Raw genomic sequence first — 24,955 nt, 5'->3', positions numbered from 1 at the left:
GTAGCCAAGCCTGCTGTTGTCAAGTGAACTTGACGGAAAATGCCGATAACGTCCATGTTGCATCATGTCGCCTTTTTTCTCAGATTATTTTTAACATCCTGAATTCTAAAGGGTAGTTCAGAGAGAGATTAAACGGTAGTCGGCTTGCTTCGGGTTTTCTTCACAGGCTTCATTGCCGCTCGCTCCGCCTGGACCCGCTCCAGCAGGGCCTCCGCACTGTTTTCCCCGCTGATCAGCTCCGGGTTGTCCTTGCGCCATTGCTCGGTAAGTTCGCCGCGGAAGGCTTTGGCCAGTATGGACTGGGTGAGGTTGTTGACGCGGGCCAGGGCGTTGTTGACCTGTTGTTCGATGCGGTCGGCGTGGGCGAGGAGTTGGTCTACTCGGCGGACGATTTCGGTTTGTTCCTTGATGGGCGGAACCCTTAGCGGATATTTCTTTAATGCCTTGCCGGTCAGGTGCTTGATTGTCGTGCCTGTGAATAGCTGTTCCAAGGTCAAACTATCAGCATCATGCTTCAGATTTAAGGCCAGCCATTCGGGTAGTAATGCATCTGAGACTCTGGCCCGGTGGAGAGCCTTCTGAAACACCATCTGCTCTTCAACTCGACCATCCCAGATCGCGCATCTTCCGGGTTCTCCGCCCTCACAAATCAGGACATCACCAGCGCGAATGGACAGCTCATTCCTCTCTGCTTCTGATACCAGGATTTCCTGAACTTCGGATAAATTGAAATCGAACCATCTGACATTAATGTTGCCGAGATACTTGGTTGGAAGACCGCTGTTCTTGGCTTTATCAAGCATCTTTCCCAACCGACTCTCTACCAGATCAGGGTAGAGTTTGACTTCCCAGGTTTCAGGAACCGGCGTCCACTTCCAGTCTTCTGCAAGCGAATGAACATACGACCCGGAATGCGGCCGCCACTCCTCCGTCAACCGCCCACTGACCGCCGCAGCCAGCACGGACTGGCGGAAGCGTTTGAGGATTTGCGGGATGCGTTCGAGGCGGGCTTTGGTGTTTTCCACCTGGGCCAGCAGGGTGTCGAGTTTGTTGGCGATGACTTTTTGTTCGGCGAGGGGTGGAAGCGCAATCCCATGCTCTTTGATGAGAGCTTGAGAAATGTTGGGCTGTGCTCCCCCTTTGCCCTTCGCAATGAAGGCGTCTTTCTCATTTCGGAGTAGGTAGTACAGAAATGTCGTATCGGTAATTCCATCGACTGGTTGGCCAACTGCGCATGCCTGATTAGTCGTTGCGTTGAAACCCAGAATTGATGTTTTGCCGATCGTTGCACCATACATGGCTATTACAACGGAACCTTTTGGAAAGTATTTCGCACTGGATTTCTGTAAGCCAAGTCCAGTGATGTATTCACTTGCGCCCGACAGGACTTTTGGACCGAGATCACCAGTTTTGACCCAAGGCACATCCCCACCGTAGTACTCGCGATTTTTCCGCGAGGGCGTACCGCCTGAGCCCCACTGTGCGACGGTACCTAATGTCGTTTTGTGCCATTCCGATGGCATAGAGCTGCCAGTCATGAATTCTCACCCATCACTTCCCGCAAAAGCACGCTCGCCCCATCAGCCTCCTCCTCAGCCCCCAACTCCCGCATCAACGCATCCAGCTCGCCAAGCGCCTGCACCAACTCTCCCATCGCCTCACCCGCCAACACACTCGGCTCCTGCAGGTTGGCCGCATCCACACTGTCACTGTCCTTCAGCCAGGAAATATCCAGGGAGTCACCCTTGTGCTCGGCAATCCACTGGCGGCTGAAGCTCCGCCAGCGGCTGTGGGCCAGGCGCGGGTCGACGCCTTCGTTTTCGTCGCTGTGTTCCGGCAGTTCGATGTCTTCGGAATGGAAGCTGTATTCGCCCTCTTTGCGTTCGCTGTCGCCGTTGGGGCTTTCCCCATACACGTCTTCAAACGGTTTGAGGTGCTGGCCGCCGAAGGGGGTGCGTTTGCCGAAGCTGGGCATGTTGGTGCGCAGGTCGTAGACCCAGACGTGTTTGGTGCAGTTCTCTTCCTGATATTTGTCCGTGGCGCTGCCTTTGGTGAAGAACAGCACGTTGGTTTTCACGCCCTGGGCGTAGAAGATTCCGGTGGGCAGGCGCAGGATGGTGTGCAGGTTGCACTTGTTCATTAAGTCCCGGCGCACGTCGGTGCCCACGCCGGCTTCGAACAGCACGTTATCCGGCAGTACCACGGCAGCGCGGCCACCGGGTTTGAGGTTGCGGTAGATGTGCTGCAAAAAGGCCAGTTGTTTGTTGCTGGTTTTGTACGTCAGGTCGTCCCGCGTGATGCTGGCATCACCTCCCTTGCTGGTGCCGAACGGCGGGTTGGCTAGGATCACATCGGCCTTTTCCAGCCCGGCGCCGGTCTGGCCCAGGGCGTTGCCCAGGTGCACCACGCCTTCTGCATCCCCTTCCATGCCGTGCAGCAGGCAGTTCATCAGGGCCAGGCGGCGGGTGCCCGGCACCAGTTCGATGCCCACGTAGGCCTGGGTGGTCTGGAAGGTTTTGTCTTTGTCGCTCAGCTCGTACAGGTCGTCGGTCTGGCTTTTGATGTATTCGTGGGCGGCAATCAGAAAGCCCGCCGTGCCCGCTGCCGGATCCTGAATATGTTCGCCAGGTTGGGGTTTCAGGCAGCGCACCATAGTGTTGATCAGGGCGCGGGGCGTGAAGTACTGGCCAGCGCCGGATTTGGTTTCGTTAGCGTTCTTTTCCAGCAGGCCTTCGTAAAGGTCGCCTAGGCCGTCTTTCTGGGCGCTGAACCAGTCGATCTGATCCAGGGTTTTGATCATCTGCTCCAGATGGCGCGGCTCCCGCAGGCGGGTTTGGGCGTCGGCGTAGATGGCGCTGATCAGCGGATCGTCGTGCACCAGATTGCCCTCGCCATCCTTGCCGGTGGACAGGCTGAGCAGGATGCGTTTGTAGTCGTTCAGCAGGTTGATGCCGGATTTGCCGTTAATGTCCGTCCAGCGGCAGCCCTCCGGCAGCGGGTGCTTTTTCAGCGTGCCGGCTTCGGTGTTCTCGTGGACCATTTTGATGAACAGCAAAAGCACCAGTTCGGTGACGTAGTCCGAGTAGTTGATGCCGTCGTCCCGCAGAACGTCGCAGAGGTTCCAGAGTTTTTGGACGATGTCGTTGTTGGTCATGTTAAGAGCCAGTGCCTGTAGTGAGGAGCTATGGTTAGATAGCGAAGGAATTTACCATTTTCTGGGCTTTGATGTTAAAGCACTCATCTGATGGGTAATATCCTTGTCCAAATCGTTGTTTTAAGTCCTAGCCAATGCACGGAGCTGTATTTGCGTCACGCTGCCTATCGATTGATTCACCGTTTCCTGAACCCCGTACTTCCGGACTCTCGCCTGAGCACTTTTTTTCGCTGGAAATCCGCGCTGACATTGGTGGGAACGGAATTTCACGGTGAAAACCTCCGAAGAAATCGGGCAAAACTGGAGCGGCTTTTTGACCCAAAGATGGCGCTTCAACCTGAGCTCGCGAGACTTCTTCCGAACGATTCGAACGCTCTCTATAAGGTTCTGGATGTGGGAGCAGGACCGATCAGCAAGGTCGGAAAAATCGCGGATGGCAGCCCCATAGACCTGATCCCGGTTGATCCTTTGGCAGACGACTACAAACAACTGTTGGCAAAGAATGATTTACTGCCGCCGGTTCCCACGCGGAAAGGTTATGGGGAGAGGCTTTCGGAGCAGTTTCCAGAGAATAGTTTCGATCTTATCCATGCGCGGAACAGTGTTGATCACTGCCTGGATCCGGTCGTGGTCATTCTCAATTGTGTTCGCGTACTCAAGCCCGGCTGCCATTTTTATCTGAACCATTATCGTAATGAGGGCATCGCTGCAGACTATTACGGGCTGCACCAGTGGAACTTCGATCTGCTGGATGGTCAGTTTGTCGTTTCTGACCGCTTTGGCAAGGTGATATCCATTAGCTCTGCGCTGGAGGGTATGGCGCATGTAACTTCGGTTGAGAGTCAGGGAGACCGAATCATTGTTGTTATTCAGAAAACAGAATTATGACTTCGAATACCGAGCAATGGCATGTGATCGGGAATGGTCCTGGAAAGGCTGAGATCAGGCCAAATGAGAGATTGATACGTTTCAATCAATCAGATCCCGGGCCAAAGTCATCAACTCTTGTTGTTTCAAATGGTCGCGGAAAAGGGATCAACCAACCGTTCCTCGTTGAAGGGCTGCAACCACCTCATGATTTCGAGCGCAGTTTGAATGAGACTTCAGGGTTTCTAGAAAGCCGACTGGGAGTTCGTCCCTCTGCAGGGCTGACGACCCTTGTTGCGTTGAGAGAGGAGCCCAGTAGCCTACGAATTAGCTGCATGGACCTTCTTCCTACTATTGCGCGGCCAGAGCAGTTGTCGAACCGTCTGCCACTAGCGTGTTGTTTTCATAATTGGTTGGGGGAACGCCGCATTGCATTGTCATGGGCGCACAAGCTCGATTGGTCTGAGTTCTGGTTGTCTGAATTGGAAGGTTCCAAGTTGAGCCAGGCCTCCGACCCATACCCTCCGCTTCTGTCACTGTCTTCCATTGAGAGGCAAGAAGGTTTGAGGCTGATACGGTGGCTGGCCGGGCAACCTCACGCCTGTTGGAAAACACACGCAACAGAAGAGCTGCTCATACAGGCAGAACATTTGTTCTTCTTGAGAAGAGGTGTTCGCGATACGTCGAACTGGTGGCTTTTCGATTTTGAGGCTTCTGGGCTTATGGCGAGGATTCATCGCACGCTGGCGATGGCTCAACAGTCCCTTCTTTCTCCAGTGCAGGCTTTGCCAGAATCTCTTTAAGAGCCGCAACTTCCTGTTCTTTGTGTGTGGCTGAATAATCATCCCGTTCGTGCCAGTAGGCATACCCAGCGTCGAGATAGACGGGGCTTCTAGCCAGCTCAGCCATCGGTAGCATGGTGGCGTAGTCGGTCACCTGCCGATACCAGTCATCGTCGGCCGTTTTAAGATGTTGAATCGGAATGCGATCGAAGAGATCTTTGGTAAACCCCCTCATGTGGGCCCAGGTATTGCCACCGCCTTTTTGCCTAGGGGAATTGTAATCCGGTTGATAAAGCTTCAGCGGTTTGTTCGGTCGGAACATCGGCATTTGAATGAGATCATGCCCCTTCGCTCTTGCATGGAGTAACTGCTCGACAACGGTGTCCTGCATCAGGTAATCATCCTGATCCAGAATCACGATCATTGACGATGGATCCGTGCAAATCTGGCTCACGGCTTTTTGCATATTGGCGATATGGCCCTCACGCTTGATGTTCCGTACCAGCGTGTAACGATTCTTGAACGGGCGCATCTGTTCGGGATAGTGCCAGGAATGGGCGTAACCGCTGGCATCATCAATCAGAATTACTCCGAAGCTGTGGTCTGACTGCTGTTCCAGAGATTTGAGGCAACGCCGTAGTTTTATGGCAGATGTGAAACGTCCCTTAAGCAAGAAAATTACAGGCTCATGCCGCTGCGGATACCGCCAGGCCGCGTTTGGCACGAGGTCAAACTGTTCGGCTTGCTTCGCAGGAAAGATGCCCTGGGCGACAAGATCTCGTATTGCAGAGTATTTCAGCGACGCTTTGTCTTCATTCCGCGGGTGGATATAGAAACTTTCAGGGTTCCCACCTCTGAGGGAAGTATGTCTCCCACTTTCTTTCTGGAATTGCTGTAGGGCACGATGCCAAGTGAGTTGATGGCGGCCGTCGTGCACCGGATTGTTGATTGGCAAACAGCCACGGATTCGATGCAAGTCGAGAAGACCGAATCGCACTTCAGGAGGGAATTCACCGGCTTTTCCTTGGTACGCCAACGCGTCGTTCGTCGCCTTGGGAATATTGAATCCTACGCTGAGCGCACCATCCACAGAAATGGCATCAAGCATGTCGGTCAGATAATCATGACCCATCCTTTTTCGGCCAACCAAAACATCGCAGTCACATTGAAGGACATAGCGAGTCTGGATTTTAGAAAAGGCCCAAACTTGGGGATACAGCGGTGCATTATTAATGGTGTGGGTGTCTGAGGCTTCGGAAGTACCAAACCACTGCTCGTAGATGGCCTGTATGGACTCTGTGCCTTTTGGTGGCGTCAAAATTTCATGTATTAATCCATCAGCTTTTAGCCGGGCGGCCTGATCCAGAACGCTTTGTAGGTCTGGTTCTGCATATTGTCGAAGAAAAGGCCCGGCATACCCATCAACCAGCAGGATTGTTTCAGCGAAAGTGGTTGGGAAGGAGAGCTGGGTGACGATATGAGCGACTTGTTCGTACAAGCCATCAGCATCCTGGGCGCAGCATTTGATAAGGAGCGTAACGTCAGCTGCTTCGTTTTCGGCGACTGGGGCTGTAGTTACGGCTGAATCTTGGCCGTGAAGACCGGAAATCAAGTCGCGATAGAAGTTAGTGAATCCGGGAATCTCCGATAAAGCTTCTTCTGGTCGAAGAGTCGACGATCTTCGCACCAATTCCTCATCGTCGTAGCCGAGTATTCCGATGCCGTAAAGCCGCGCGCACATGTCCAGAAAATACGAAGTCGTAAGCGGCTGAATATCTTTTCCTATGTCGATGTAATGAAGATTACCCTCAGGCGTTAGCCGCAGGTTGTCACGCTTGATATTCAGCGTGGCAATGCCGGCTTTGTAAAGTGCCTGAAGGAAATGCACGACCTGGTCGAACGGTATGTGTTTTCTTATCGTTGAATAGGCAACCTTCGGTGTTACATAGTGCCAAAAGCCTTCTCTGGCCTGAGACCATTGAACCGGCGGAATAGGTGTAGCTTCATTCTTCAGAAGCTCCTTCAGCATTGTCACTTCGGTGACAGTCATCGACCAAGGGTAGAACTGCTTTCGGACGGTATCGCCCTCAAGCCATACGGCACCCTCTAATCCGTAACCGACTAGCTCCTGATCATTGTTTTTCAGCTCAAGAAGCTTCTGCGCCACAAAAGCCAGTTTTTTGCGGCTATCTGCCCAGTAACCTGTGTCGCGATTGAATTGAGTGTCATTGCCAGTTAACGAATAGATGGCATAGGTGGGTTCGGAGACAACACTCACTCGATCCGGGAAGTCAAAAAGTAAACGCATTACCAACCAATGATCTTCAGCGCTGCGGATATTCGGGTAGCGTAACCCCGCGTCCGCTCTCAGTAGCAAGTTGCAGGAGGGAAGCTCCCTCTTTTGGCCTTCTATACAAAAGCTTTGTACGAGTTGAACCAGGGCTTCTGTATTCAACAGCTCCTTGGGTGAGGCATGGTTGATATTTGAGGAAAGCGAGCCGTTGATTCTGAGCTTGTTGCTGCCGATTGCCGCGATCGAATTTTGAGTTTCTGCTTGGCGGTAGAGTGCTTCGAGGCTGTTGGTAGCAGCGAACTCGTCGTCTGCATCTAGCCGCGCCACCCATTTTATCTGGGGCTGCTTTTCTGCCCAGTCGAGGATCTGATTCCGGGATCGCGCCGGGGAACCACAACGTGCCGTTAGTATCGTAATGGCCGGATGGTCGAGAATGGCACCTGTGATGTCCCGCCAGTTTTCTTCAGATTGATCATCCAGTACCGCAATTTGTGCCTTTCTCTCATCGACAAGAGTTTGCTCAACGGCGCTTTTTAGCGCTCGTTTCAAGAGCTCTGGTTGGTTTTGGTGAGAGACCGCAATAACAACCGGCGCAGCCCTGAATTCATTGCTGGCGGCATTCAGGCACTGGAGCTTTCTCAGAGTGAGAATCTGCGATGTTCGGATCGGGGCACGAAGAGGCAAGCGTTACATTCCCTGTACAGTTCGTTCGATAGTCATTTTGTTCAGACCAAACAGCGATTCCATGCGACGGAAAAACTGTTCCCGTTGAATCGGGGACATTTTCCCGCCATGGAACCTCAGAAACTGAGCGCTCCCCTTGAGCTTCTGCTCAGACCCGACAGCAGATAATGCATCAGGAGCTTGATTGATGTGCCAATCAACGGTGACCCGGCGAGTGTATTGAATGTCGAGGTCACCCAATTCGAGTGCCCGGATGGCAAAGTCTCTGTCGTTACAGCTAATGAGCCCGTCGGTGTATCCGCCGATGCGTAACGCGCTTGATAGGCTGATAAACGTGTTCGAGCCCTGCCAGCCTGGGTTTCCGATGAGAAAATCAGCCGCGCTGATATTATCAGGGATGTTTTTCGCCAGAATAGTGCTCCTGCGGACTACGTTTATCCCAGACAAGACGACATCTGCTTGCCCATTTTTCGAAGTCGTTTCGCAGGAGCGAAGGTGGTCTGGGTGCCACTGGTCGTCATCATCGATAATGGCGACGTAGCAATCCTTGTACAAATTACTGAGGATTGAGAATCCTGTGTTCCAGGTGCCGGCAGCCCCCGGGGAGTTTTGGTTCTGACCGAAGACCACTTTCAAGGAAGGCGTATGCCGTCTCAACATATCTTGCTCTGCGGCCGACAAGGGTCTTTCATCAGAGACGACTACGATTACGTCTGGCTTGCGTTGCTGGGCTTCAACAGCAGGCATGGCATGCCTAATGAGCAGGTTAGGCCGTGGCCTCGTGGCGATTACAACAGCAATGGGTAACATTTATAAATTAGGCGCTTTCAGCGCCCCACATGGCGTCGTTTAGCTCCTCCAGGACGGTATCAAGCTGATCGCCCAAAATTTTGTCCATCTGTTTGGCGCCACCGTCATCTGCAAATCGGCTATTCACAAACTCGCGGTCGATAATCACTTCGTGCACCAACTGTTTGGCTAGCCGTTCGAGCCATTTTCGTTGAGCCGGGCTCCATTCGTGTTGGGTGTAAATATGATCCATAGCTTGCGCTACCCGCTGTTCAAACGGGATGAGAGGTTCTCCCAGTGCAGCCTGGCGGATGTACCCCACGATGCTTGCGGCAATATCCTTGTTCGCTTGTCTACGAACAGCGCTCTGCAGCTTGGCCTCTGAGTAGCCGTGGTTATCCAGTAGAAGGCGCACCTCCTTCAGTTGCTCACGCGTGAGGTTTCGCGGTTTATTGACCACAACTGAGAGTGCAGCAGACTGGTTTAACTGTTCTTTGATGAACCGACCGAATTCATCCAGATAATCTTCAGGCCGTTCGTGAATGCCGTAGCTTTGAGTTCGCTTTTTGAACTCATCGTCATCATAGGAAATCAGAGGCATGGATTCCGTGCCGGCGAGAGATTTCACTTCTGCTAACTGGGTCAGCAGTCCGCTGTGCTGCTTTATGAACTTCGACGCTTGCCGCGGACCAAGCTTATGCAGGTGTTGGTGCAGGGATTTGGGTTCCACGCCCCAGCTCTGGTGCAGTTCGTCCAGTTTCTGTTTCAGTTCCGGGCGGTTTTCGGCTTTGTTGTCGGCCTTGCGCAGCACCCGCATGAGTTTCTGGCTAAGCTGACTGAGCACCACATCAGCATGGCTTTCATCGGGTTGTTCGCCAGGACTGCTGAGGGCCTTTTCCAGTTGTTCCTCGTCGGTGAGCTCGTCCACCAGTTGCTCCAGGGTGACGTTGGGGTCTTTCACCAAGGGCTTCATTGTGTTCACATCCTGCAAGGCGGCGTAGATGTCCACCGGGTCGTAGATGCGGAACACGGTCTTGCCGATCTCGTCGCAGCGGCGGGTGGCGCGGCCGATCATCTGTTCGTACAGGATGCGTGAGCGCACCCGGCGCATGAACACCAGGTTGCAGATGCGTGGTACATCGATGCCGGTGGTGAGCAGGTCTACCGTGATGGCGATATTGGGGTAGCGCTCGTTCTTGTAGCGGCGGATAAGCTGCTCCACCTTGTCGCTCTGGCCGGTGATCTTGGCCACGGCTGCTTCGTTGTACTGGCCGTTGTACAAGTCCTTGAAGGCCTTATCGAGCTGACTTTTTACCATATCTGCGTGCAAGTCGGTGGCGCAGAAAATCATGGTTTTTTCGTCGCCAAACGGGTCCAGTTCCTGCACCAGTTGCTCGCAGATTACCCGGTTGAAGTTCTCGTTGATGACCCGACGGTTGAAGGCGTCTACTTCAAAGTTAAGTTCGTCTTCGAGTTCGGTAGTGTCCAGTTCGCCAGTTTTTGTGTTGATCACTTCGACTGGTTTGCCCTTCTCGAACTTTATACCGTTGCGGGTGAGCAGGGTTTCATAGCGAACAGGTGGTTCATGGTCGATCAGCCAGTCGTCGGCCACCGCCTCCCTGTAGGAGTAGGTGTATACCGGTTTACCAAAGATCTCGCTGGTGTGTTTGGCCGGTGTTGCAGTCAGGCCGATTTTCACGGCATCGAAATAGTCCAGCACCCGGCGGTAGCTGGACAGGTACTGGCTGGTGTCCCGCAGGGCCAGTTCGCCCTCGGTCATTTCCTGGTCCAAGGTGTAGCCACGGTGGGCTTCGTCGATGATGATGCAGTCAAACTGGTCAATGGGCGGCGGGTTGTCGCTCATAAAGATGCGTTTGACCATGGCCTGAACGGTGGCGACCTGAACGCGGGTTTCTGCTTCGGCGGCCATGTCGCCCAGCTCGGCGACGTTGTAGATTTTGCTGAGGGTGTGGTTCTGCTCCAGCGGCGCTTCGTTAAACGCGTCGATGGCCTGCTGCCCCAGGGCGGTGCGGTCTACCAGGAACAGGATACGGTGGAAGCGCTCGGCCTTCAGGAAGCGGTACATCAAACCGATGATGGTTCGGGTTTTACCAGTGCCAGTGGCCATAGCCAGCAGCGCGGTACGCACGCCACGGGCCAGGGCTTGTTCGGTGGCGACAATGGCGTTCTGTTGATAATCACGTAGTTTCAGGTAGCCGAAGGGCTCGCCTTTCAGCAATTTCTCGGCGTTTTCCTTGTCCCGTTCCAACAAATCCAGCAGGCCGCCCGGGGTGTGGAACTGCGGCAGTGCCCGGCGCAGGTTGCTGGGCTCTCGCACATCCCGGAACCAGGTGCCGGACTGTTCCGCCAGTTGCGGTATATAAGGGCGGCCGTTGCAGGAATACACGAAGGGGACATGGTAATGGCCGCTTTCATCGGCAGGCCAGGCGATGGTGCGGCCAATCAGTTCCCAGGCACCGACCAAAGGGGGCTCAACTTTCAGGCCTTTGCTGTAGCGCTCTGCCTGGCGAATCTTACCGGCGACGTTGGTGTTTTCTTTCTTGGCTTCGACCACGGCGATAGGGGTCAAACCCACAAAAAGCACGTAATCGGCCCGGCCCTTTTCGCCATTGTCGTTTGTCGGCCATTCAGCAATAGCCCGATACGTGCCTTTCTCCGGACGTGCACCTTTCTGGAAGGTGATTTCCTGGCTATCAGCTTCCCAGCCGGCTTCCTGCAATTGCTGGTCGACGAGGATGCGGGTGAGTTCTTCGTTCAGTACCAGAGTATCCGTGGCGGCTTTGGTCTGCTTGGCTACCTGCTGGCGCTGTTGGTTAACGGTTTGTTCGCCCTGCTCTGTGAGCTGTTGGTGCAGGGCTTTGATCTTCTGCTCGTAGGCTTGTTGCTGTTGGTGCAGAGCCTGTTCGTGCTGGCGGGCCTGTTCCGTCAACGCGCGGGACTCTTCGTCCATGGCTAGGGCAAGGGCTTCGTATTCCGCCTTCTCTTTCTCGATCAGCTGGCTGAGCTGTTGGCTGCTGTCCAGCTCCATGTTGGCCTGTTGCAGATCGTGGCGCAGTTTTTCTATATCGCTCTGGAGCTGGCGCAACTGGGCACTGGGATCAGCGGGTGGAACGAAGGGGCCGGGTTTGAAGCTGGCCCCGGTTTTACCGAACGAGCGGTGAAACCAGATAGCCAGGGCGCGCGCCACTTTCAGGCCGTCCATCGCCTCTTTATGCTGGGTGCGGAACTGATGAGTGGCCTTGTTGCCCTCAATGCGCAGTATGTGGAACAGCTCTTTGATCTGCGGTTCCAGGCGCAATTCCCTGTTAAGGCGGTAGAGCAGTTCGGCCTGGCTAGTTTGTTCGTCAAACTCGACGCCAGAGAGCGCGGCCAAGTGCTGTGCCAGAGCTTCGCCAAGCTGACGGAGTTTAATCAGGGTCGTATTGGGGTCACTGGCGAAGGCACGTTCGGCGGATTGAGCTAGCTCTACGAATAAAGGATCGTGTTCGTCGAGGAAACTAAAGTTTGCCGATGGAGTACTGCTTTCCTGCACGACCTGCTCCCTGGGCTCAGCGCTTTATTGCGACCATCAGTCTCACGATGCTGATGGCAAGTTCGAGAAATCCGAAGATCATTACTTTGCTAAGTTGGCTTTGACTGTATCAGCGTTTTACGAAGAGGCCAATTGAGAGCTTACGGAGGCAGGGCCATTAACCACCCATTATTAAGTAATGAGTGGTTAAGTGATTCTGGGAAGGGGCAGAGGCTTTCTGCGAGGTTTTGGTGTCCCCTGCAGGAAATAACTCTATGTCCAAAATCGACATCATGAGTCCTGCTTGTCCCGAGCATTCATTCGGTCAATGAGCCAGCAGCGGACTTCTTCGTAGACGTAGAAAGCTGGGGCCTGCTGGGAGTGGCCATCTTTAATCGGCTTGGGGAAGCTGGGGTCACGCTTACGAAGTTCGTAGAACCCACTACTGGAGAGATCGAGCATCTCCATCAGGGTTTTCTGGCGGATAAGGATTTTTTGAATCTTTCTGGACATAGGTGTCGCTCCTGAATTTTTTAAGAACGACACCTATATTATTGGCGCTTTGAGCACTTGTGTCGGGTCTAATTTCGCTAAAAGATGATTTAGACGAGCGCGGCCAACTTTAAGCAGCGATGTTTTGGGAGACATCAACCGGCCGGTAGCGCTGCATGGCCTGAATAACACGTTGCTCGAAATCCGCTCGCTTGTCTTCTGTGAGCCCTTCTCTGAGGGCATCAAGATAGTCCGCATACCATTGCATCATGACCCGACGGGCTTCCAGGTAACCGGCCTGGTTGTATACCCCTGCCACGCCGGGCATCTTATGTGAAAGCTGAGCTTCAATGTGGAAATGGTACCAGCCATGCTCATGGAGGAGGGTAGAGGCTGTGTGACGCGAGCCGTGGCCTGTCAAACGCCCTTTATAACCGATTCCACGAAGCATCTTGTTTATTGAGTCTGTTGGCATGGTTGGGTTCTTTGGTCCAATACACGGAAACAGATAGCGAGAACGGCCCGTGATTGCCTTGAGCTCTCTCAGCAGGTCCACGAGCTGGGTGGAGAGCGGAACGATGTGCTGTTTTCTGTTTTTCATGTTTCCGTCTGGAACAACCCATAACGCCTGGTCCAGATTTAGGTGAGTCCACTCCGCTTTCACAACCATTCCTGGTCGTGACGCGGTTAGCAAAGTCATTTTCGTCGCTATAAGTGTTTGCGTCCGCGCGCTGGAGCACTCCAGAGCCTTCAGGAAATCAGGCAGCTCTGGCTCCAAAAGATGAGGAAACGGCGTTTTCGAGCCTCTCCGGGTGGCGATATACCTAAGCTCAGACGCCGGATTGTTATCGCAAATTCCACGACCGATGGCATAGCGAAAGATCTGGTTCAGTGCTTGGCGAACCTTCTTACTTTTGTCGAGACTTTGACTCAGTTCGATCTTGTGCTGCAGATCAGCGCACTGCTTCGGCGTAATCTGCCTGACAGGGAATTTGCCAAGCTCCGGCAAAATGTCGTTGTCGAGATACCCCCGCATCTGTTTGGCAGTGCTCTTTGCATAGCCTTCCTCAAGCTTCTTGTTGTACCAAAACTCGCACGACTCTGAGAAAGGATGTTCAATCAAAGTCTTTTTAGCTTCCGCTTCAGCGCGACGGACCTCCCGCGGATCCTTCCCATCCGACACAAGCGCCTGAATAAAGTCGGCCTGCTTTCGGGCAAGCTTGGCGCTCACAGCCGGATAACCACCGACACCCATCCAGCTCCATTTACCATCAAGCCTCTTGAATCTGACTTCCCAGCGCTTCGATCCGTTGGCAGCCACGGTGAAATGAAGCTGGTTTGAACCGTCCTTGATCCGGTAAAGTTTGTTTTCAGGTTCAAGACTCCGCAGCACCGTCTCGGCGAGGGGAGTTCTTTTGATTTCATGACGCTTCATTGCGATCCCTGTATTTGTATGGCTGAGTTCGCCTTTGAAATTACCATACAAATCGCTATACACAACGGGGCCCGACGTACAGGGATCTATAAAGACGTACAAGGGCAAGAATTAGTCTTAATGCATTGATACAAAAGACTTTAATGGAGATACGAGGGCGTAGAAGGATAGTGGTTTGGAGCGGGTGAAGGGAATCGAACCCTCGTATGCAGCTTGGGAAGCTGCCGTTCTACCATTGAACTACACCCGCAAAAAAAGGGCCGCGAAAGCAATATAAGCGGTCCGCCCGGCAATGGGCAAGCATTCTGTCTGGAGCAACAATGGATCCCACCCTGACTCTGATTGGCGCCCTGATGCTGGTCATCAGTATTGTGCTCAGCCCGCTTTCCAGCCGGGTGGGCATGCCGGTGCTGCTGATCTTTCTGGTGGTCGGCATGATGATGGGCGAGGACGGCCCGGGTGGCATCCAGTTCGACGATTTCGAGCTCGCGTTCCTGATTGCCAATCTGGCGCTGGGCGTGATCCTGCTGGACGGCGGCATGCGCACCCGTGCGGAAACCTTCCGCGTGGGGCTGAAACCCGCCCTGGTGCTCGCTACACTCGGGGTCGCGATGACCGCCGCTGGTGCCGCAGTTGTGGCCTGGTGGGTGTTCGACCTGCACTGGCTGACGGCCCTGCTGATTGGCGCCATCATCTCATCCACCGATGCCGCAGCCGTGTTTTCACTGCTTCAGGGGCGGGGCCTCCACCTGAACGAACGGGTCAGTGCCACCCTGGAGATCGAATCCGGCAGTAACGACCCCATGGCGATTTTCCTGACCCTGATGCTGGTCACGCTCATCGGTAACGATGGCGACCACGCGGGCTGGGCGGTCTTGACCATGCTGGTGCAGCAATTCGGTGTCGGCGCCGTTGCCGGGATCATTGGCGGCTTCGCCGTGGTTGAGCTGGCCAACCGGATCCGCCTGACGCCTTCGCTGTATCCCCTTCTGGTCGCCGCTGCTGGCATCTCGGTGTTTTCTGCCACAAACGCCCTCGGCGGCAGCGGGTTTCTGGCCATTTATCTGACCGGCGTGGTGATCGGTAACCGCCATGTCCGGATGATGCCGATGATCCTGCAGGTGCACGATGGTCTGGCTTGGCTGGCCCAACTGTGCCTGTTCCTGATGCTCGGACTGCTGGTAACGCCCTCCGATCTGATTCCTCTGGCCGGCGGCGGGTTGATCCTGGCCCTCTCGCTGATCTTCATTATCCGCCCGCTGACGGTCATGCTCACCCTCTGGCCGTTTGCCTTCAATCGCCGCGAGCTGGGTTTCATCAGCTGGGTCGGCCTCCGGGGTGCGGTGCCGATTGTACTGGCCCTGTTCCCGATCATCGCCGACTTGCCGGAAGCTCAACTGGTCTTCCACGCGGCTTTCTTTATCGTGCTGGTCTCGCTCCTGGTTCAGGGCACCACCATGACACCCCTGGCCCGGAAACTTCGCCTGGAAGTTCCGGCCGGAGAGGATCCCTATCGAAGGCTGCCCCTGGATGCGCCGGCCGCCGGCGACCATGAATTGATGCTGTTCCCGCTGCGGGGCGAAATCTGGGAGACGCCGCGGCGGCTGAGCCAGCTGCGGCTTCCTGAGAACACGGCCGTCGCCGGCGTCTTCCGGAACCGGGTTTGCCTGCAGCCGAAAGCCGATCTGGAAGTTTCCAGTGGCGACATGGTGGCGATGTTCGCAACCCCCAGTGTGCTGCCCGAGCTCGGCAAGGCCCTGAGCGGCCGCCACGCGCCCAAGTACCTGGCTGAACGGGCATTTTTTGGAGATTTTGTGCTTAACGGTGATGCCCTGCTGGGTGACGTCGAGCAGGTTTATGGCATTGAATTCGACGATCTGCCCCCGGAACTGTCCCTGGCTGAATGCTTTGCCAGACGCACCAAGGGGCACCCGGTTGTCGGTGACGTGGTTACCCTTGGCCCGGTAACGCTGGTGGCCCGGGCCACCAGCGCTGACCAGGTAACCAAGGTGGGACTGAAGATGGACAATTCACAAAATGGTTGATCAGCGAACCAGATAGCCAAAAAAGTTAACAAAACCCCTTAACAGATCCCTTGCGGGCTATGGTATAAAACGCCTGTACAAAGATTAATCATTGGTAAGTTAAGGACATGAGCATTTTCCGCGCCCTATTATCCAGCCTCGCCCTGCTCTGCATGGCTGCCGCTCCAACCGCCGTTGCAACCGAGCTGCTGGCCAAGGCCGACACCCGGATGCCGGTTGCCACCATGTATGAGCCCGCGGACATTCAGAACGTCAGTAGGGTGGTGGTTCGCAAGGGAGAGCGCCGTCTGTACCTTATGGATGGCGAGGACGTGGTTCGCAGCTACCGCATTTCCCTGGGCGACAATCCGGAAGGCCACAAGCTGTACGAGGGTGACGAGCGCACACCGGAGGGCGATTACACCCTGGACTGGCGCAATGCCGAGAGCGATTTCTACAAATCCATCCACATCTCCTATCCCAGTGAGCGGGATCGGGAACTGGCATCCGCCTGGGGCCTGGATCCCGGTGGCAGCATCATGATCCATGGCCTGCCCAATAACGTGGGCGACATGGCCTTCGCCTACACCGGTCTGGACTGGACCGATGGCTGTATTGCCGTGACCAACGAAGAGATGGACGAAATCTGGCAACTGGTGTCGAACGGGACCCCGATCAGCATTCACCCCTGAGAAAAGCCTGACAGCAGAATTAAGTTGTTGTCATACGCTAAGAATATTTACCTATCCTGAGTTAACATTTTGGCTTACAGTGTTTTACACTGTTTAACGACTCCGGTAGTCAATGCCTATTATGCCTATCGGGCACAGGTTGACAGGAAGTCGTCTATACTGACTTTCGGATCACAGGAAATAACTCGACCAATAAGGGGATTTACAATGCGTAAACTGACGATCGCCGGGATTGCACTGGCCACTGCTCTGACTGCAGGTTGTGCCACGACTGACCAAGGCGCCCTCGACGAAGCGAATGCAACCGCCAGCTCCGCTGAGCGCACTGCTGAAAATGCAATGAACACCGCTAACAGCGCTGCAAGCTCTGCACGTACTGCCCAGCAGACTGCAGAAGAAGCTCTGGCCGCTGCCAAGGCAGCCCAGAAAGCCGCTGACGAAGCAAACGAGCGTGCCAAGCGTATGCTCGAGCGTGCCAGCCAGAAGTAAGGCTGATACGTAACAGAAAAGGCCGGCAATGCCGGCCTTTTTTTATGCCTCGGGTTCGGGTTTGTCCGGATCGGGCTTATCAGGCGTAAAGGGTTTGTTTTCCTTCAGGAACGTGGTCATCAACTCCATTGGCAGCGGAAACACAATGGTGGATGAATTGGTATTGCTCATATCCGCCAGGGTCTGCAGGTAACGCAGCTGCATGGAACCGGAGTTGGTAGACATGACATCCGCCGCTTCCACCAGCTTCTTGGACGCCTGTAATTCGCCCTCGGCGTGGATGACCTTGGCACGCCGCTCGCGCTCGGCCTCGGCCTGGCGGGCAATGGCACGAATCATGGACTCGTTGAGATCCACGTGCTTGATTTCCACGTTGGCCACCTTGATGCCCCATTCCTCGGTCTGGGCATCGATGATTTCCTGGATATCCGAATTGAGCTTGTCCCGCTCTGACAGCATTTCGTCGAGATCGTGCTTGCCCAGCACCGACCGCAGCGTGGTCTGGGCCAGTTGGCTGGTTGCGGAATTGAAATCCTCCACCCGGATAATCGCCCGCTCGGGATCCACGACACGGAAGTAAAGCACGGCATTCACCCGTACCGTCACGTTATCGCGGGAGATGACGTCCTGGCTGGGGACATCCAGGGTGATTACCCGCAGATCCACCCGCACGATCTGCTGAATGCCGGGAATGACGATGATCAGCCCCGGGCCTTTGACACCCTGGAACCGCCCGAGAAAGAAAACAACGCCACGCTCGTACTCCGGCAGGATCTTGATGGCCGAAGCAAGAATGAGCAGTAACACCACCGTTGGTGCCAGATAGGGAATCAGATCGCCAATCATACGGCCTCCTTGTATTGCCGTTACTTTGTCTGCCGGGTCAACCGCTTTCCTGGATGACCCTGACGGTTACCGTCAAACCTTCAATTGCTGTCACTTGAACCCGGTCACCCTCCTTGACAGGCGCTTCGCTGATGGCATTCCAACGCTCACCGCTAAGCCGGACATGACCACGGTAGTGGCCATGCTCTCCCGAGAACTCGTCCAGTGCCACGGCTTCCTCATGGGTGATCTGCTCGGCCCCACTGACCGGATGCCGTCGACGCAGCCCGATAAACCGTGTCACCGTCCAAAGGATAAAACCGGCAGCCACGACAGCCGTGCCGCCAATTGTCGGTAGCGAAATATCCCGGTGACTGCCATCCATCAGGATGATCGAACCGGTCACAAAAGCGACAATGCCGCCGACCCCCAATATCCCGAAACTGGGCACAAACGCCTCCCCCACGATGAACGCCAACCCGAGGATGATCAATGCCAGGCCGGCATAATTCACCGACAGAACCTGGAAGGCAAAGAGCGCGAGAATCAGCGAGATAGCGCCAATCACGCCCGGCACCACGGCACCGGGGTTGGCCAGTTCGAAGATGATGCCGTAGAAGCCGATAATCATCAGGAAGTAGGCAACGTTCGGATCGGTGATCACCGACAGCAGGCGGGTGCGCCAGTCCGGCTGGGACCGGGCGATTTCCAGACTGGCCGTATTCAGGGTCATGTCGCCCGACGCCATGCGAACGGTCCGGCCATCCATTTGCTGCAGCAAGTCCTGAATGTTGGGTGCGACCACGTCGATGACGTTCTTTTCCAGGGCCTCATCGGCACCGAGATTCACCGCCTCACGGACGGCTTCCTCGGCCCACTCGGCATTCCGGCCGTGACGTTCCGCCAGCCCGCGAATATAACTGACCGCGTCTTCCAGAACCTTGCGTTCCATGGCGGTACCACCGCGCCGTTTGCCGTCATCGTCGCTGGCTTGCTGTTCGCCGTCAGACGAAGACCCGGATTCGGAATCAGAGCCTTCCTCCGTTTGCGGCTCGCCGGAGGCCGGATCGCTCTCCGGTTCCGGGCTGCCCGGCAGGCCGCCCATCTGAACCGGCGTCGCAGAGCCCAGGTTGGTCGCAGGGGCCATGGCGGCAATGTGACTGCCATAGAGAATAAACGTGCCAGCGCTGGCGGCCCGGGCGCCCTGCGGGGAAACATAGGTAGCCACGGGAACTTCAGAGGCAAGAATCACCTTGATGATATCCCGCATGGAATCCATCAGGCCGCCCGGGGTGTCCATTTCAATGATCACCAGGCCGGCACCCTCAGATTCGGCCCTGCGAATACCCCGGGTGACATAGTCCATGGTCGCGGGGCCAATGGCGCCCTCAACTGTAAGCACCAGAGCGGTCTCGGAAGCCTTCTGCTGGGCAAAAACCTGATGGGCGAGGGAAGCCAGTGCCAGCAGGGCGCCGGTCATCATCACCAGGGCCCAGCGCCGAAGCCGGGCAGGGTTCTGTGATCGCATGGGATGGTTTACCTGCATGACGCCTCCCCGGATCCGGAAAAATTCTGATTGCTGGACATACGATGGCACAGTGGCCGCGGTTCTGTCTCAGGCACTCACGCAGCGCGGCACTCTTGCCCGGAACTCTATGTCAGAAGTATAGCCGCTGCTCCGGCTCGTTGGCCGATTCCGGTGACTTCTCTTCCACGGTCTTGTCTGCGGCCATTTGGGTAACCCGTTCACCAATCATGGTTGGCAGACCATCGGCCTGGTCCACTGCCAGCTCAATGGCGCCACGCTTGACCTCAACGCCTGGGTGCTGGCTGCGGAAAGCTTCAACTTCAGCGAAGACCTGCTGCCATAAACGGTCGCGATCTTCTCGGGGGTAGTCTTCATGGGGGCGGTGCACCTCAAGCCAGACCTCACCATCCGAGAAACCGATCTTGACGGCATCGTGGACAACCTGAACCGGTGTACCTTTCTCAACCTGGTAAACAAACCGGGAGATATCCTCGTTGTACATCCGGAAACAGCCATGGCTGACCGGCATGCCCACACCAAACTTCTTGTTGGTGCCGTGGATCAGATAGCCTTTCTCGCTCAGCAACAGGGCGTGGGTACCAAGCGGATTCCCGGGGCCCGGAGGAATCATACGGGGCAGGTACTCACCTGATGCCTCGTACTCCGCGCGAATACTGGCCGGCGGATACCAGGCCGGAGATTCCAGCGGCATGGTGACTTCGGCATCGGTCAGCGGAGAGGGATTTTCAGCCGTTCCCACTCCAACCGGGTACACCTGAACTCCCCCATTGGTGAAGTAATACAGGCGGTACTCCGCAAGATTGATGACAATGCCCTCGCGCCGGGAGTCGGGCAGCACATAATGGCGCGGCAGGGTAATCGTAGTGCCTTCTCCGGGTAGCCAGGGGTCGACACCGGGATTGGCCTTCACCAACTCCAGATAGCCCATGGCCAGACGGTTGCCAATGCCGGCAAAAGTGTCCTCGTAACGGGTCTCGAATACGCCAAGCTCTCCGGCCAGGTCCCCCTGGATCGGGAAGGTGGGCACACGAGGGCTTCTGTCGGGTTTCTCCGGGGTATCCGAATTACTGACAGCCTCCACAGGCTGTTCCGAACCGATGGTCGGAAATGCCAGGAGCTGTGCCAAAGCAAAAACCATTAAGAATCTGAACCACATAGAAAACATTCCGAAAGCATCAGGCAACCGGGTACAGTGACAGCAAGTACCCTCAGGAGTTCATAAAGGTTGCCCACACTGTTACAACGGCAAGCACCACGAACAGAACGCTTGCGCCAATCCGGGCTGTGGCAAGGGGCAACCGTTCCATCAGCCAGCGTCCTGCCATGATAACCGGTATGTTGGCCAGCAGCATCCCCACCGTGGTGCCCAGAATAACCCAGAAGGTTTCGGTAAAGCGGGCGGCGAGAACGACCGTTGCCACCTGGGTCTTGTCGCCGATTTCCGCCAGGAAAAACATGATGGTGGTGGCCATGAACGCCCCCATGCCCAGAAACTTCGAGTCTGCGCTGTCATCCTTGTCGGGCACCAGTAGCCACAGAGCGATGGCGACAAAGCTGCCGGCCAGAATCCAGGGCAGCCAGGCTTCTGGAATAAAGGAAGCGACCCAGGCACCGAGCCAGGCAGATAAGGCGTGGTTGAGAACCGTTGCGACAAAAATGCCGAGAATAATAGGCAGGCGTGTGGCGTATCTGGCAACCAGGAAAAGCGACAGCAACTGGGTCTTGTCACCAATTTCCGCTATGGCAACAGCAACCGTCGAGGCGAGAAAAGCGTCCATGAAAAACTCCAGGGCGGATAACCAGACATGAGGCAGCCCACCTTCCGCCCAATGGAGGTGAAACCGCCTCAGGTCTTGCCAATATCACCGGTGTTGCGGTGAAACATGATAGCCATGGGGATTTGGCCCCAAGTATGTTGACTATCATCCGCTCGGACATTCCGATGCGGAGGCTACTCCCCTGAAGAGATGCCGGCATAATAATGAATCCGGCGCGGGGCCGCAACCAAAGGTCTTCCTAGACCCGCATTCGCCAAACCGGGATCGCCGCAACCGCTACGAATGCCGCCACCAGCCACCAGGCGGAATGGAACGCATTGATCGTTGGCATGCCCGCACTGTGCTCGCCGAACTCGATGGTCAGGGCCACCAGGTTGACACCAAAGGCGCCCCCGAGCTGTCGCATAAAGTTCAGGCTACTGGAGCCGGCACCTAACTCCTGTGGCTCCAGCGGGTTCAGGGCACCGGTCGACAGAGCCGGAAGCATGAATCCGATGCCAACGCGCCCCAAAACGGTCCAGAGAACCAGCCAGCCGAACGCCAGCTCGAGGTCTGACATCGCGAACAGTACGGCTGAAAGGGCAAATACACCAATCCCGAAGACAACCAGAACCCGGGCGCTATGTCTGTCCGCCAGCCGACCGGCCAGCGGGAACGTCATACCCAGGACAATCCCTGCAGGCAGCATCAGCAACCCTGCCTCCGTCGCACTGAACCCGAGGGCTGTCTGGACAAACAACGGAATAAGATAAGTGGATCCGAACAGCGCCAGCCCCAGCGCCATGGCCCCGAGGCAGGCGAACAGGAATGCCGGTTTGCGCAGCAAGCCGATGTTCACCAGCGGGTGCGCAGTCTGCCGTTCACGCAACACAAAGAACACCAGCCCGCAAAGGGCCAGCAATGCTTCAGCAAGAATCCACGTCTGCTGTCCTGACGCCTGCTGCAGTCGGTTGAGGGTATCCAGGGACAGGGCAATGGTGAGGCCGAGCAGTAACAAACCGGGCAGATCAAACCGATAGGGCGCCGGCCGGGAGACCGGCAAAGGCAGGAAACGCCAGGCCATCAACACACCCAGAAGCGTAACCGGAGCCGGTGCAAACATCACGTAGCGCCAGTCCAGCTGATCAACCAGAAAGCCTCCCAGCACCGGACCGAGGGCCGGGGCCAGAATCACCCCCATACCGTAGATACCCATGGCCTGGCCGCGGCGATCGCGGGGGAAAATCCGGAACACCAGATACATGCCCATGGGCTGCATCAGGCCGGCCATGGCACCCTGGCCGATCCGGGCGGCGATAAGCTGCCCCGGCGTCTCGGCAAAACCGCCGGCAAGGGAAATCAGGGTAAAGAGAAACATGGCTACGGCAAGGGTCTTGCGAACCCCGAAGTGATCCAGCAGCCAGGAGGAGGCCAGCATGGTGGTGGTCATGGCGGCGATAAAGCCCGTTGCCAGCCAGTGAACCTGGCCCTGGCGAATGCCGAACTCCACCATGATATCGTGCAACGCCACGTTGACTACGGTGGCGCTGAGTACGGTAGCCATGGTGCCTATCATCACCGTGGCCACCGCCAGCCAACGCCAGCGATCCCCGTAGCGGGCTTTCAGACCCTCAACTGAGTTATCAGCCAAGGGTTATTTCTGCTTTTCGGCGTTTTCCAGGATCTTGTGGAACACCTTTACGGTGCACTCGATCTCTTTGTCGCTGATGCCTTCCAGCATTTCCTCGCGCAGCACCTCGGCTCGCTCGGAAAGGTCATCCATAAACGCCCGGCCGGCGTTGGTCAGATGCAGCCGCCGCGCACGGCGATCGTTCGGGCAGGGCCGGCGCTCAATCAAATTCTGTTGCTCGAGACTGTCCAGCAGTCGAACCAGGGTCGGATTCTCGATCGCCATCAGGCTTGCCAGCTCACGCTGTGTGAGGCCCTCACCGCCTTTTTCCAGGTACACCATCGTGCTCCAGCGCGCCTGGGTGACGCCCAGATCCTTCAGGCGCTCGTCCAGCATTTTTCTCCAGCGCCGGGTAACCCGCGCTACCGCAAAAGGAAACTGGTCTCTCATTTGTCGTCACTCCATATCAAAAGAGGGCTTGGCCCGGGCCGGGCGCTGCCGCGCCTTCGGCCAATTAATCACATTATCGGAAAGTCACCAATAGTATGCTAACCATTGTGATAAAAACAGATACGGAAGTAAAAACAAAATTGGGGAAAACCGAAAGCAGCGTCAGCTCGCCTGACGCTGCTCTTCGTGCATTTCCTCGACTTCAGGAGACTCATGGAACTCGCTGTTCCGCGGATCGATTTCAGCAAGCACCGGCGACGCTTCCGGCATGGCAGGTACGAAGTGCTCCTGATCTGCAACGGCAACGTCCTCGGTATGACTGATCCGGTAGCTGGTAATCAAGGCCAGCAGCAGCAGGAAGCCGGCATTACCGAAGAACAGGCCTTTCGGCCCCAGCAGGTTGATTAGCTCCGCCATGACAACTGGCCCGATGACACTGCCAACCCCGTAACTGAGCAACAGCGTGGCGCTGGCCGCCACAATACGGGTGCTTTCCATACGGTCATTGGTGATGGCCACGGCTACGGGGTACAAAGCGGCTGAAAGCCCCGTGAACACACCAACCAGCAGGGTCAAAAGCCACGCATTCCCAGCCCCGAGAACTCCGACACCGCCTGCGGCTGAAGCCGCTACCAGAGCGATCCAGAACATCACACGGCGACGGTCGAAACGGTCGCAGAGCCGGCCCAGCGGCCAGGCAAGGATCATGGCAGCGACAATGGCACTGGCCATGAACGTGGATGTCCGTGCAACGTCCAGCCCGACCAGTGTTGCGTACACCGGCCCAAGCGCATAAAAGCCGCCGATCATGACGCCACAGATCAGGGCGCCGGCAACACCGGAAAAGGATTCCCGTGCCAAAGTGAAAATGGAGATGCGCTGAACCTGCTCAATAACGGGCGCTTCCATTTTGGTCAGTGCCAGCGGCATCAGCGCCAGCGCCAACAGGATCGCGGCAATCGAGAAAGGCATGAAATTGGCGGGGTCGCCGATATTTACGATGAGCTGGCCGCCGGCGGCGGACAGATAAAAAACAATCTGGTACACCGCAAACAACGCACCGCGGTTGGCATTGGTGGCACGGCTGGAGAACCAGCTCTCGATGACCACCAGCACACCGGCAATACTGAACCCGGAGAGTACCCGCAGAACGGCCCAGAAAATCTCGGAAACGGCCATCGGATAGAGTAACGACGTGACAGCGGCAGCAGCGGCAAACACCGCGAACGCCCGGATATGACCAACCCGGCCGATAATCCGGTGAACATAGAGCGTACCCAACACAAAACCGATGGAATAGCAGACCAGAATCCAGCCGATAATATCCGGCGATATCGCCTCGATACTCAGACGGATGCCCAGCAGTGTCATCAGGAATGCATTGCCACTGACCAGCAGAATAATGCTTAGAATCAGGGCAGACAGGGAGGTGACCATTCGGGTCATTACAGCGGCTCCGGGCGTTACAGGGTATTTTCGCTTGGATGACAAACAAAATAGCAACAAGTCCC

19 protein-coding genes, 1 tRNA gene and 1 riboswitch are annotated in these 24,955 nt (G+C 55.9%); of the genes, 5 read left to right on the top strand and 15 right to left on the bottom strand.

All coding sequences use genetic code 11. The features are described 5' to 3' along the window. Positions 1-128: 128 nt before the first annotated feature. Positions 129-1,538 carry a restriction endonuclease subunit S gene (locus tag BM035_RS12925; protein ID WP_092032291.1) on the bottom strand — a complete coding sequence of 470 codons (1,410 nt, stop codon included), beginning with the start codon at positions 1,536-1,538 and terminating at the stop codon, positions 129-131. After that, complete coding sequence (locus tag BM035_RS12920) at positions 1,535-3,154, bottom strand: class I SAM-dependent DNA methyltransferase (protein ID WP_092032288.1); 1,620 nt, start codon at positions 3,152-3,154, stop codon at positions 1,535-1,537. The genes BM035_RS12925 and BM035_RS12920 overlap by 4 nt, the downstream gene beginning before the upstream one ends. A 90-nt stretch (positions 3,155-3,244) precedes the next feature. On the opposite strand from BM035_RS12920, the gene BM035_RS12915 reads away from it, so the two are divergent. Beyond that, positions 3,245-4,042, top strand: coding sequence for a methyltransferase domain-containing protein (locus BM035_RS12915; protein WP_092032285.1), 798 nt, complete (start codon positions 3,245-3,247; stop codon positions 4,040-4,042). Beyond that, positions 4,039-4,824: a hypothetical protein gene (locus tag BM035_RS22345; RefSeq protein ID WP_139216042.1), complete on the top strand. Its 786-nt coding sequence runs from the start codon at positions 4,039-4,041 to the stop codon at positions 4,822-4,824. The genes BM035_RS12915 and BM035_RS22345 overlap by 4 nt, the downstream gene beginning before the upstream one ends. Here the strand turns inward: BM035_RS22345 and BM035_RS12910 are convergent. From BM035_RS12910 to BM035_RS12885, 6 genes are all read right to left on the bottom strand, one after another. Further along, positions 4,742-7,780, bottom strand: a complete 3,039-nt coding sequence (locus BM035_RS12910; RefSeq protein WP_092032282.1) for a glycosyltransferase family 2 protein — start codon at positions 7,778-7,780, stop codon at positions 4,742-4,744. The two genes, BM035_RS22345 and BM035_RS12910, sit on opposite strands and share 83 nt — an antisense overlap. Positions 7,781-7,783: 3 nt before the next feature. Beyond that, a complete protein-coding gene (locus BM035_RS12905) occupies positions 7,784-8,590 on the bottom strand; it encodes a glycosyltransferase family 2 protein (RefSeq protein ID WP_092032279.1) in 807 nt (268 codons plus the stop codon). A gap of 7 nt (positions 8,591-8,597) precedes the next feature. Further along, positions 8,598-12,122 (bottom strand): type I restriction-modification system endonuclease, encoded by a 3,525-nt coding sequence (hsdR, locus tag BM035_RS12900; protein WP_092032276.1) that lies wholly within the window; start codon positions 12,120-12,122, stop codon positions 8,598-8,600. Positions 12,123-12,392: 270 nt separating this feature from the next. Further along, positions 12,393-12,614 (bottom strand): helix-turn-helix transcriptional regulator, encoded by a 222-nt coding sequence (locus tag BM035_RS12895; protein ID WP_092032273.1) that lies wholly within the window; start codon positions 12,612-12,614, stop codon positions 12,393-12,395. 109 nt (positions 12,615-12,723) lie between these two features. After that, positions 12,724-14,028 (bottom strand): tyrosine-type recombinase/integrase, encoded by a 1,305-nt coding sequence (locus BM035_RS12890; protein ID WP_092032270.1) that lies wholly within the window; start codon positions 14,026-14,028, stop codon positions 12,724-12,726. Positions 14,029-14,204: 176 nt separating this feature from the next. After that, positions 14,205-14,278: transfer RNA gene (locus BM035_RS12885), tRNA-Gly, on the bottom strand. 70 nt (positions 14,279-14,348) lie between these two features. Here BM035_RS12885 and BM035_RS12880 point away from each other — a divergent pair. The 3 genes from BM035_RS12880 to BM035_RS12870 all read left to right on the top strand — a co-directional run bounded on the left by BM035_RS12880 (position 14,349) and on the right by BM035_RS12870 (position 17,233). Further along, the gene (locus BM035_RS12880) at positions 14,349-16,073 is read left to right on the top strand and encodes a potassium/proton antiporter (protein WP_014578952.1); all 1,725 of its coding nucleotides are present in this window, start codon (positions 14,349-14,351) and stop codon (positions 16,071-16,073) included. 107 nt (positions 16,074-16,180) lie between these two features. Then, positions 16,181-16,744: a L,D-transpeptidase family protein gene (locus BM035_RS12875; protein ID WP_092032269.1), complete on the top strand. Its 564-nt coding sequence runs from the start codon at positions 16,181-16,183 to the stop codon at positions 16,742-16,744. Between the two features lie 207 nt (positions 16,745-16,951). Further along, entirely contained in the window at positions 16,952-17,233 is a 282-nt protein-coding gene (locus tag BM035_RS12870) for an Lpp/OprI family alanine-zipper lipoprotein (protein WP_008176834.1), read from the top strand. Between the two features lie 42 nt (positions 17,234-17,275). Here the strand turns inward: BM035_RS12870 and BM035_RS12865 are convergent, their stop codons facing one another. The 7 genes from BM035_RS12865 to BM035_RS12835 all read right to left on the bottom strand — a co-directional run bounded on the left by BM035_RS12865 (position 17,276) and on the right by BM035_RS12835 (position 24,890). Further along, positions 17,276-18,079: a slipin family protein gene (locus BM035_RS12865; protein WP_008176832.1), complete on the bottom strand. Its 804-nt coding sequence runs from the start codon at positions 18,077-18,079 to the stop codon at positions 17,276-17,278. 37 nt (positions 18,080-18,116) lie between these two features. Next, on the bottom strand, positions 18,117-19,604 hold the full coding sequence (locus BM035_RS12860) for an NfeD family protein (protein ID WP_092032266.1): 1,488 nt from the start codon (positions 19,602-19,604) through the stop codon (positions 18,117-18,119). Positions 19,605-19,716: 112 nt separating this feature from the next. Next, positions 19,717-20,763: a L,D-transpeptidase family protein gene (locus BM035_RS12855; protein WP_008176827.1), complete on the bottom strand. Its 1,047-nt coding sequence runs from the start codon at positions 20,761-20,763 to the stop codon at positions 19,717-19,719. 52 nt (positions 20,764-20,815) lie between these two features. After that, positions 20,816-21,385: a TMEM165/GDT1 family protein gene (locus tag BM035_RS12850; protein WP_008176825.1), complete on the bottom strand. Its 570-nt coding sequence runs from the start codon at positions 21,383-21,385 to the stop codon at positions 20,816-20,818. A gap of 4 nt (positions 21,386-21,389) precedes the next feature. Then, positions 21,390-21,572: riboswitch (yybP-ykoY riboswitch) on the bottom strand. A gap of 51 nt (positions 21,573-21,623) precedes the next feature. Then, entirely contained in the window at positions 21,624-23,015 is a 1,392-nt protein-coding gene (locus tag BM035_RS12845; RefSeq protein ID WP_008176822.1) for a DHA2 family efflux MFS transporter permease subunit, read from the bottom strand. A gap of 3 nt (positions 23,016-23,018) precedes the next feature. Beyond that, positions 23,019-23,444, bottom strand: a complete 426-nt coding sequence (locus BM035_RS12840) for a MarR family transcriptional regulator (protein ID WP_008176821.1) — start codon at positions 23,442-23,444, stop codon at positions 23,019-23,021. A 162-nt stretch (positions 23,445-23,606) separates the two neighbouring features. Continuing rightward, positions 23,607-24,890: an MFS transporter gene (locus BM035_RS12835; protein ID WP_092032257.1), complete on the bottom strand. Its 1,284-nt coding sequence runs from the start codon at positions 24,888-24,890 to the stop codon at positions 23,607-23,609. Positions 24,891-24,955: the final 65 nt, after the last annotated feature.

Origin of the sequence: Marinobacter sp. DSM 26671 (genome assembly GCF_900112835.1) — a bacterium.
Classification (GTDB): Bacteria; Pseudomonadota; Gammaproteobacteria; order Pseudomonadales; family Oleiphilaceae; genus Marinobacter; species Marinobacter flavimaris.
The sequence above is the reverse complement of the archived record's forward strand: the minus strand, read 5'-3'. Positions and strand labels throughout refer to the sequence as shown.